Annotated in this window: 9 protein-coding genes; 5 read left to right on the plus strand and 4 right to left on the minus strand. The window is 59.3% G+C overall.

Annotated elements, in window-relative coordinates:
• Complete coding sequence (locus WCY17_RS12505) at nt 1–867, minus strand: transporter substrate-binding domain-containing protein (protein ID WP_372702526.1); 867 nt, start codon at nt 865–867, stop codon at nt 1–3.
• A gap of 149 nt (nt 868–1,016) precedes the next feature.
• Nucleotides 1,017–1,763, minus strand: a complete 747-nt coding sequence (phbB, locus tag WCY17_RS12510) for an acetoacetyl-CoA reductase (RefSeq protein WP_372702527.1) — start codon at nt 1,761–1,763, stop codon at nt 1,017–1,019.
• A 307-nt stretch (nt 1,764–2,070) separates the two neighbouring features.
• Here phbB and WCY17_RS12515 point away from each other — a divergent pair, with 307 nt between their 5' ends.
• On the plus strand, nt 2,071–2,946 hold the full coding sequence (locus WCY17_RS12515) for a 2OG-Fe(II) oxygenase (protein ID WP_372702528.1): 876 nt from the start codon (nt 2,071–2,073) through the stop codon (nt 2,944–2,946).
• Nucleotides 2,947–3,052: 106 nt separating this feature from the next.
• Here the strand turns inward: WCY17_RS12515 and WCY17_RS12520 are convergent, their stop codons facing one another.
• The gene (locus tag WCY17_RS12520; protein WP_372702529.1) at nt 3,053–3,409 is read right to left on the minus strand and encodes a hypothetical protein; all 357 of its coding nucleotides are present in this window, start codon (nt 3,407–3,409) and stop codon (nt 3,053–3,055) included.
• Nucleotides 3,410–3,475: 66 nt separating this feature from the next.
• Here WCY17_RS12520 and WCY17_RS12525 point away from each other — a divergent pair, with 66 nt between their 5' ends.
• The gene (locus WCY17_RS12525) at nt 3,476–4,168 is read left to right on the plus strand and encodes a hypothetical protein (RefSeq protein WP_372702530.1); all 693 of its coding nucleotides are present in this window, start codon (nt 3,476–3,478) and stop codon (nt 4,166–4,168) included.
• A 109-nt stretch (nt 4,169–4,277) separates the two neighbouring features.
• Here WCY17_RS12525 and WCY17_RS12530 read toward each other — a convergent pair whose 3' ends face one another.
• Nucleotides 4,278–5,429, minus strand: a complete 1,152-nt coding sequence (locus tag WCY17_RS12530) for a mechanosensitive ion channel family protein (protein ID WP_372702531.1) — start codon at nt 5,427–5,429, stop codon at nt 4,278–4,280.
• Between the two features lie 535 nt (nt 5,430–5,964).
• Between WCY17_RS12530 and WCY17_RS12535 the strand changes: the two genes are divergently transcribed.
• From WCY17_RS12535 to WCY17_RS12545, 3 genes are all read left to right on the plus strand, one after another.
• Complete coding sequence (locus WCY17_RS12535; protein WP_372702532.1) at nt 5,965–7,005, plus strand: DNA methyltransferase; 1,041 nt, start codon at nt 5,965–5,967, stop codon at nt 7,003–7,005.
• Nucleotides 7,006–7,013: 8 nt separating this feature from the next.
• Complete coding sequence (locus tag WCY17_RS12540; RefSeq protein WP_372702533.1) at nt 7,014–8,129, plus strand: Fic family protein; 1,116 nt, start codon at nt 7,014–7,016, stop codon at nt 8,127–8,129.
• 187 nt (nt 8,130–8,316) lie between these two features.
• Nucleotides 8,317–10,124 (plus strand): DEAD/DEAH box helicase family protein (locus WCY17_RS12545; RefSeq protein WP_372702534.1); only part of this gene is annotated, 1,808 nt, incomplete at its 3' end.

The raw sequence follows: 10,124 nt of genomic DNA on the forward strand, positions 1-10,124 counted from the left end.
TCAGCTACCCGGTTTTTCAGCCAGAGAGGCCTGAATCTCTTCGGCCGTAGGCGCCTCCAACCCATAGCGCTCGAGAAGCGCCTGGTAAGTACCATCTTTCTTTGCACGATCGAGCGCGTCATTGAGCGCTTCAAGGAGGGCCGTCTGGGATTTGCTCACGCCCAAAGCAATGACGATCGGATAGAGAAGGCTTTTCGAGCTGATCTCGATATCATTCATGTCACTGACCATGCGGTGAGACACCGCCGCATCATCGATCATGACATCGACCCCTTTGGAGCGAAGCGCCAAAAGCCCTTCGGGGGCCGTGGGGAACTCAAGTACCTGAATCGGCCCCTTGCCGACCGTGGGGCAATAATCCTTGGACACGGCCCGCAGGGCTGGAATCCAGGACGCAGCCTTGATGCTGCTGACTTTCAGACCACATAATTGTTCCGGTGTTTCTGGACGCACATCGCCATTCTTCAGAACAATGAATGACGCCCCCGTCTTTGAGTAAGGGACATAATTGATGATTTTTGCACGCTCGGGTGTGACGTAAAGCGCCGATGCCACGATGTCAAACCGGTTTGCACGCAACCCGAGAATCAAATCTGCAAAGCGGGTATCCAGGATATTGACCTGAAGATCCAGATATTTTGCCATGAGGCGGCTGAAGTCAGGATCGAAACCGCTGGGTACCTTATCAGTGAAATAGGCGTAAGGTGGATAAGTCAGGTCCGAGCCAACTGTCAACGTACCAGACTCCACCGTAGCCAGGCCGTCGGCATGGGCCACGGAAACCGCACCCATGGCTAGCGTGGATGCCGCCACTGCAGTCAGGGTAGCCAGCCACTGCCAGCGCCCGCCACTTGAGAATATCCTCATGCTCCACTCCATAGTTGTCATATAAATTGTTCAACAATAATTGTTGAACAATCAGAGTAGAGGCTATTTTTGCCGCAGGCAATATGGGATTTCCCTTACATGACACCCCGTGACGAGGCTGGCCCCCTATGCATCAGGCCACTACCGGATCAGGCCATGTGCTGGCCACCGTTCATGGACACCCGGCTGCCGGTCATGAAGGCTGCCGCATCGCTGGCCATGAAGACCACCAGGGCGGCGATCTCCGCCGGCTGGCCAAGGCGCCCCACCGGGATGCCATCGATGATTCTGCGCAGCGCGTCTTCTGGCACGCCGCGCACCATTTCGGTATCCAGATAGCCAGGCGCCACGGTGTTGACCGTGATGCCCTTGCGCGCCACTTCCTGTGCCAGCGCCATGGTGAAACCATGCACACCTGCCTTGGAAGCTGAATAATTGGTCTGCCCGAACTGCCCTTTGGTGCCGTTGATCGACGAAATGTTGATGATGCGACCCCAGCCGCGCTCGAGCATCGGGCCCAGCAAGGGCTTGGTCATGTTGAACATGGAGTACAGGTTGGTGCGCAGGACCTGGTCCCAATCATCGAATTCCAGCTTGCGCAGCGTGGCATCGCGCACGATGCCGGCATTGTTGACCAGAATGTCCACCTGCCGACCGTCCTCGTGGATCTGGCGCGCAAGCGCCTGGGTCGAGCCGAAGTCGGCCACGTCCACGCCATAGGCGGTGAAGCGGCGACCCTGTGTGGCCTGAGCCTGCAGCCAGGCGGGAATGCGCGGGTTGCCAGGCGTATGGGCAATGATCACTGCGTGGCCGGCATCCAGCAAGGCACAGGCAATGGCCTCGCCCAGCCCGCGATTGCCGCCCGTGACCAGTGCGGTGCGCTTGATCTCAGTCATGATTCAATCTCCATCGTGCCACCTCTGCCTGGCCAGCCGGCCCGGGGCCGCCACGGGACCGCGCCGAGGCGTGCCACACGGGTCACGCGGGCCGGGTGCGTTGGCAAGGCGTGCAGAAAAACACATGCGTTGCACTGCCACTGTACTGCATTCGATCCGCGGGAGGCGCCTGTATGGCGCGACCAGAATCTCGAGGCTGGCAAATGCTCGGGTGCCAGGCTGGTGCCTCTGCCAATGGCCACCCTGTACAGCGCCGCCAGACTTCGGAACAATACGGGCGATTCATTGCAGACCGAGACCCATCCCCATGCCCCGCCCACCCACTGTCGCAGAACTGCTGTCCACACTCGAAGCCGATCAGGCGGCGTTCGCCACCCGTTTGACCCTGGATTTCGACCCCCGGATCGAGGTCGATGGGGTGGGCGCCATCGCGCTGCCCATCAGCGCTGGAACGGCCCATCGCCTGTGCGCACAGGCCACCCTGGCCCGCCACGGCTACAAGGACGAGACCCGGCTGGATCTCGATGTTCTCGATGTACGTGACACCTGGGAAATCCCGGCCTCGGCCGTGCGCTTGACAGCCGAAGGTTGGCCCGCTGTACTGGACCACACGCTGGCACGCATACAGGAAGAACTGGGCCTGCCCACAGCCAGTCGGCTGACGGCGGCACCGGACAAATTGCTGATCTATGGGCCCGGGCAGTTCTTCCTGCCGCACCAGGACACTGAAAAAGAAGACGGCATGATGGCCACCCTCATCATCACCTTGCCGTCCGACTTTTCGGGGAGTGAATTCCGGGTCTCCCACCAGAACCAGACCCTGAGATCCCGAGGCTCGCGCAAGCACCTCAGCGTGGTGGCCTTTTATGCAGACTGCCCGCACGAAGCCCGTCCGGTGACCGCAGGCTACCGCGTGGTACTGACGTACAACCTCATGCTGCCCGAAACATCCGCCCCGCAACGCCTGCCTGAACAAGGCGTTCAAGCAGTGGCTGACGCATTGACGCGTCACTGGAACACCCCGGTGCCCAGCCGCTGGGCACACGACCGGGAACGACCCGCACCCGATCGCCTGGTTTTCCTGCTGGACCATGAGTACACCCAACGCAGCCTGTCGTGGAAACGCCTCAAGGGCGTGGATCGCCCCCGAGCACTTGCCCTGCGCGAAGCTGCGCGCCTGTGAGCGATGATGAGTTGTGTTTCGTACGCCCGACCGTGGATTTCGACCCCTATGAATCCGAATACGAAGGCTTCATGGGCAATTATGGCGACACCATGGACCGCTGGTATCACCGGGCTGCCGTGGTCATCTGGACCAAGGACAGGCGCTTCATCATGCAGGCCAGGCAGGATCGCTCTGGGGCCTGCAGCAAATCCGGCAGGGGCTTCAATCGGGCCAACATGAACAGGCCCTGTTGCAGACGCAGGCCCTGCTTGCCCACTGGAAGCCCGGCCATATCCATGCGGATGCTCGGGATCCGCTGCTGACTGCTGCATTGCCAGTGGCCGTCGGCATCGACGATGCCGTTGCAGCGATGGCCCTGCTCGAACCATTCGGTCTCGAAGACCTGGCAGCCGATGCAGTTGCCGATTTCCTTGCGTTGATCCCTCAGTACGGCGTGTCCTGGACCCTGCAGTGCCTGCAAGGCTGGGAGGCAACGCGCGGTCCCCAAGCGTCCCGATACGTTCCGGAACGGGCGTGGCATTGGGTCGTGAACACGCTGCCATCGCTGGTACGGCACACTGCGGACTCGAACTCGGCAGAGGCCATCGACCTGATCCGGCCCGTCATCGACACGTACTGGGTTGCATTGAATCAGGATCTGGCCCGGATCCGGGACACGGCAGGGCAGGCCAGCAGCATCGGCGAGCAGCAGAAACTCGCCCCGGCCATGCTGGTCTTGCTGGATGCCGCCCACGCACTGCACGGTGCAGACAGGGAACAGGCCATGATGGCCACACTGCAGAGCGGGGCCTACCGCCTGCCATTTCTGCTCGGCATCCTGCATGCCGCAAGCGAAGCCCCTGCCTGGCGGCGCCTGTCTCCGCTACGTACCTGGTGCACAGATCTGCTGACCAGGCTTCTGGATACGCCGACACGCGCCCCTGGAGACTGGTCCATCTCCGCACCCGGGGATTTTCCGGAGGCTGCGGCGCCGATCTTCAGGGAATTCTTGCGGTCGAGCCAGCAGCAATCCCTCACTTGGCCGCTGGCCAAGGCAGGCCGCGACAGCATTCAGGCCTGGATACGCCATCACGGGCTACCCATCCGGTGCTCGGTACTGAAAACCGGCAGCCCGCACAAGCTCGTTCTGGAGAAAACCAGAAACCTGTTTGTCCAGGCCACCCGGGAAAGGCAGGCCATGGTCCAGGAACTGGCCTGGCTGCGCAGCCATGCAGATTGAGCCGGGTCATCCAGGCACGGGCCGGGCCGTCAGTTGTATGCGCAACACCGCGCGGACATGCGCGATGGCGTCGAACCAGGGTGGAGCCCGGAAGCCAGCAAAAACCCCTTCATGCCCGAGCGGGTAACGGCTGCGGCACGTCCTGCACGGGCTGCTCGATGTACACCGACTGGCTGGGGAAGGCAAAATTTGCACCGGCATCCGCCACGATGTCCTTGATGCGGTAGGCCAACTGCTCTTTGTGCTCGAGCCATTCGCCCCAGTTTGTGGTGGTCGTGAAGGTATACAGCATGATGTCGATGGACGAATCGCCGAATGAATCGATACGCACAAACAACGAAGCGCTGGGCGGCTGTACAAACACCCCCGATGTCTTCAGGTAGTGCTCGATCTGGTCACGAATTTGCTTGAGCTGCTCGACCGATGTGCGGTATTCGAGCGCGATCTTCCACGAAATGCGGCGCGCTGTCATGCGTGAAAAGTTGGTGACCGCTGCATCGGACAGCTTCATGTTGGGCACTGACACAGGTGCATCGTCGAAGCGGCGGATCCGGGTCGAGCGAAAGCCGATGTGTTCGACGGTACCTTCTGCCACGCCTTCGACCAGTATCCAGTCACCCTTCAGGAACTGTTTTTCAAAAAGGATGCACAAACCACCAATCAGGTTGCGAAACAATTCTTGTGCGCCAAGGGCAACCGCCACCCCGAACAGGCCCAGGCCTGCCAGAATGGGGCCCACCTGTATGCCCCACAATTGCAGTATCGTGGCCGCCCCGACGATCAGCACCACCCAGCGCACGCCCTTGATCAGCCAGTCGATCATGTCGTGTGTCAATACCCTGTCGAGGCGCTTGAGCAGGTTGCTGACCGGGATGGTGATGTCGTAAATGGCCCAGAAAATGGCAATCGCCACCAGGGTTCTGACCACGCGGTCACCCAGGACGCTCAAATCGTCTTTGAGCCCAATGTACTGAAAGGCAAAAAACACACCAAATGTCACGAATAGCAATTGCAATGGCCCGGCCAGCGCGTGAATCAGCACCTGATCGAAATCGGTGCCTTTCTTCTGCCCCTTTTTGTGAAACCAGCGCGTGATGGCTCTGGTAATGACTTTGCGGAACACCCCTCTGAGCGCATAAAACACCAGAAAAATGCCGATGGCTATCAGGGCATCGCCAATGGAGTAACCAAGAACACCGGTATTCCATACGTCTCTGGACAGTGCCCAAAAATCATTCAATTGCTTCATCAGACTGGTCACGCGTACTGTTCTCCTGAAAGATCTGCTTGACATCCTCCCTTCCCTCTCGCTGATGCTCGGCACCCAAGGGCGCAAAGGAAGGGGATCCCTGCTGTGTTCAGCCCGACAGGGTTGGCTCACTTCGGTGGGTTCCTGCTGCTGGCGACCTTGCTGCATCGCTCACTTCACAGGCGAACCGGGCGTGTCCAGCCCATCAATATTCACCAGGCAAAAGAAAGCCCCAAGGTTCGGCGACCACAATATAGGTGTGATGCTTACTGCCAGGGGCTGGATAGGAGCATCATACGACGGCCATTATCTTCCGTCAACGTCAAGCTGGAAACGGAACTTCCAACCTACACGGCCCACATCGGCCACTCCCCAGGCAAGCCATTGCGCCCCTTCGCCCGGCCCGCCACCTTCGCTTCCCCTGCCTGCGCCGTGGAGATGGACTGCGGGTGCCGGCCGCGCGGCTGAGCGCCGCCACCGGACGGAGGACGGTCTGACTCGCCTAAACTACCCCCCTGACTGTGCTGTTTTTGTCCTGTAGCTGACCTTGTGGGAAAATCAGCAACAATTAGCAATGTACACAGCGGAACAAAAGAACATGCGGTTAGTACAAAATTCGGGAGCAGACCGCGTCGTAGATCTTCTTCGCCCGCACCTGAAACCCGGTACGGATAAACGCATCTGGTGGGGTACAGATGGTAACAATATGCCTCGCCTTAAGCGCTTCCTGAGTGAAGTGAAATCTGGCCGTGTCCCTCAAACTCTCTGGACCTATGGCGAAGTTGGGCACACACAAGAAGCAAAGAAAGAGCTCCTTGCTGCCGTGACTTTCCCTAACTCCGATGTGGTGTTCGACACGCCCAAGCCCACGCGTCTGATGCGCCGGATTCTTCAACTGGCTACCGCGCCGGATTCCGCGGACTTGGTGGTGGATTTCTTCGCTGGCACGGGAACGACCATGGACGCAGTGTTTGCCCAAAATGCCGAGGATGGCGGAAAGCGTCGCTGCATTCTGGTGCAGTTGCCCGAGCCTCTGAACGGTGCCACGGCGTCGGGCTGGAAAACCATCGCTGACGTTACCCGCGCCCGTATCCTTAGCGCCGGTAAACGCCATCGCAAAGCCGACCCGCTTTTCACTGGCGACACTGGCTTCCGCGTCTTCAAGCTCGACACCTCCAATATCCGCGCCTGGAATCCCAAACCGGATGATCTGGAAGCCACGTTGCTCGACCATCAGGATCACCTGCTCGAAGGCCGCAGTGAAGCCGATGTGCTGTATGAACTGCTGCTCAAGCTCGGCCTCGACCTGTGCGTGCCCATCGAAAAGCGCAGTATCAAAGGCCTTGATGTGCATGCCGTCGGCGGCGGCGTGCTGCTGGCTTGTCTTTCCGAAAAGATCACCCGCGATCAGGTGGAGCCACTGGCCCAGGGTATCATCGCCTGGCACAAGGAACTGGCACCGGCTGGCCCGATTGGAAAAGAAAGCACCTGCGTGTTCCGTGACAGCGCCTTTGTCGATGACGTGGCCAAAACCAACCTGGCCGCTATTTTGAATCAGCACGGCATCCAGAACGTGCGCAGTCTGTGAGGTGCGCCATGCAACCTTATGTGCCAGATGCACTGCCCCTGACCGAGCTGGACTACCGCCTGTTGTTACCCTTGGTGGGGCAGGCCAATGCCGCCCTGGCACGCTATGACGGTTTGCTGGCGGGCATCCCCAACCCGGCGGTGATGCTCTCGCCGTTGACCACGCAAGAAGCGGTGCTGTCATCGAAGATTGAAGGCACACAAGCCACGGTGGATGAAGTGCTGGAGCAGGAAGCGGGCTTGCTCAAGGAGGGCGAGAAGTACAAGGATATTCAGGAAATATCCAATTACCGCAAAGCCTTGTTTGCGGCAAGGCAGCATTTGGAAGTCTATCCGATCCGTTTGAGCTTCGTGCGTGAGCTGCACCGGATCTTGCTGGACAGCGTGCGCGGCCAGGACAAGACGCCAGGTGAGTTTCGCCGCGACCAGAACTGGATTGGGCGGCCGGGTTGCACCATCGAACAAGCCACCTTTGTTCCGCCCAATCCACTGCAACTACCCAATTTTCTGAAAGCATGGGAGCAATATCTGAATAGTGATGACATGGATTTCCTGATCCAGACGGCTGTGGTGCATGCGCAGTTTGAGTTGCTGCATCCGTTCAAGGACGGCAATGGGCGTATCGGCCGCATTCTGATTCCGCTGTTTTTGTATCAGAAGCGGGCACTGTCGCAGCCCATGTTTTACCTGTCCGAATATCTGGAAAATCACCGGGACGAGTACTACCAGCGGCTCAAGGCGATCTCGGCGAGCAAGGACTGGAATGGCTGGATTGCCTTCTTCCTGCGTGCCACGATTGAGCAAGCCGCGCAGAACATTCGGCGAGTCGAGGCCATCAAGGCCCTGTACGACGAGATGAAGGTGGCGATTCAGGAGACGACACACTCCCAGTACTCGATACACCTGCTCGATGCCATTTTCAGCAAACCCATTTTTCGTCTCTCTGATTTGGCTCACCAACTGACGGCGGACTTTGGCATCCACGACAAGACCGCACCGGCCTTGCTGCGGCAATTGCGGGACGCTGGCATTTTGCGGGAATTGCAGCCTGGCAGTGGCCGCCGTGCCGCTACCCTGTGCTTTCCGCGCCTGGTCAACCTTGCTGAAGGTAAGGAGGTTATGTGACGGAGACTTGGTGCAGTAGCTTGACGCCACAAGCTTTTTTTCGGAGCCTAAGTTTGATTTTGGACTCCGCAAGTGCGCTTGTGTCAGTTGCAGACTCCACAAATTCCTTTGCGGAGTCTGTTTTTGGTTGTGGACTCCACAAATGTTCTTGTATCAGTTGCAGGCTCCACAAAAGTCGGGAAGGCGTATGAAACTTCACTTTGAACCCAATCTCGACTACCAGATGCAGGCCATCGAAGCCGTGTGCGATCTGTTCCGTGGGCAAGAGGTCTGCCGCACCGAGTTCACGGTGACGATGCGCGCACCGCAACCGCCAGCGGGCGACCTGTTTCCGGGCACCAAGCCGGAGCAACTGACCCTCGGCGTGGCCGAGTCCGACCTGGGTGTTGGCAACCGCTTGACCCTGCTGGACGATGAACTGCTCAAGAACCTGGCGGACATCCAGTTGCGCGGAGCCCTTCCGCCCTCCAGCTCGTTGACTTCGGGTGACTTCACGGTGGAGATGGAAACCGGTACCGGCAAGACCTATGTGTACCTGCGCACCATCTTCGAGCTGAACAAGCGCTACGGCTTTTGCAAGTTCGTCATCGTGGTGCCATCGGTGGCGATCAAGGAGGGCGTCTACAAGACTCTGCAAATCACCGAGGAACACTTCAAGGGGCTATATGCGGGCATGCCCTTCGATTACTTCCTGTACGACTCCAGCAAGCTGGGTCAAGTGCGCAATTTCGCCACCAGTTCCACCATCCAGATCATGGTGGTCACGGTGGGGGCCATCAACAAGAAGGATGTGAATAACCTCTACAAGGACAGCGAGAAAACCGGCGGCGAAAAGCCCATCGACCTGATCAAGGCAACCCGGCCGATCGTGATCGTGGACGAGCCGCAAAGCGTGGACGGCGGCCTGACGGGCGCGGGCAAGACCGCACTGGATGCCATGAACCCGCTCTGCACACTGCGCTATTCCGCCACCCATGTGGACAAGCACCACATGGTGTTCCGCCTGGATGCGGTGGATGCCTATGAGCGCAAGCTGGTCAAGCAGATCGAGGTGGCGTCGGCCACGGTAGAAGACGCGCACAACCAGCCCTTCGTGCGCCTGGTGAAGGTGGAAAACAAGCGCGGCCGCATCAGCGCCAAGGTCGAACTGGATAAACAGACCGCCACTGGCGTTCAGCGGGTTGAAGTCACGGTCAGCGATGGCGACGACCTCCAGCAGAGCGCCGATGGCCGCGCGATCTACGCCGATTTTCGGGTGGGTGAGATCAATACGGCCAAGGGCGAAGCGTTCATGGAACTGCGCTATCCCGGTGGCGAAGTGTTCTTGAGGCTGGGCCAGGCCCATGGTGATGTGGATGCATTGGCCGTGCAACGGGAAATGATCCGCCGCACGATCAGGGAGCACCTTGATAAGGAAATGCGCCTGCGCCCATTGGGGATCAAGGTGCTCAGCCTGTTCTTCATCGACGCGGTGGACAAGTACCGTCAGTACGATGCGGACGGCCAGCCGGTCAACGGCGTGTATGCGCAGATGTTCGAGGAGGAATATCGCCGTGCCGCCAAATTGCCAGCCTACCAGAGTTTGTTTGCCGAGATCGACCTGGAGTCCGCCGCCGAAGAAGTGCACAACGGTTATTTCTCCATCGACAAGAAGGGCGGCTGGACCGACACCGCCGAGAACAATGCGGGCAATCGTGAGAATGCAGAGCGCGCCTACAACCTGATCATGAAGGAGAAGGAGAAGCTGCTGTCCTTCGGCACGCCGCTGAAGTTCATCTTTTCCCACTCCGCGCTCAAGGAAGGCTGGGACAACCCCAACGTGTTCCAGATTTGCACCCTGCGCGACATCCAGACCGAACGCGAGCGCCGCCAGACCATTGGTCGCGGCCTGCGTCTGTGCGTCAACCAGGATGGCGAGCGGGTACGCGGCTTCGAGGTCAACACCCTGACCGTGGTGGCCACGGAAAACTACGAACAGTTTGCCGAGAACCTGCA

Origin of the sequence: Castellaniella sp. (genome assembly GCF_041677825.1) — a bacterium.
In the GTDB taxonomy this organism is placed as follows: domain Bacteria; phylum Pseudomonadota; class Gammaproteobacteria; order Burkholderiales; family Burkholderiaceae_B; genus Castellaniella.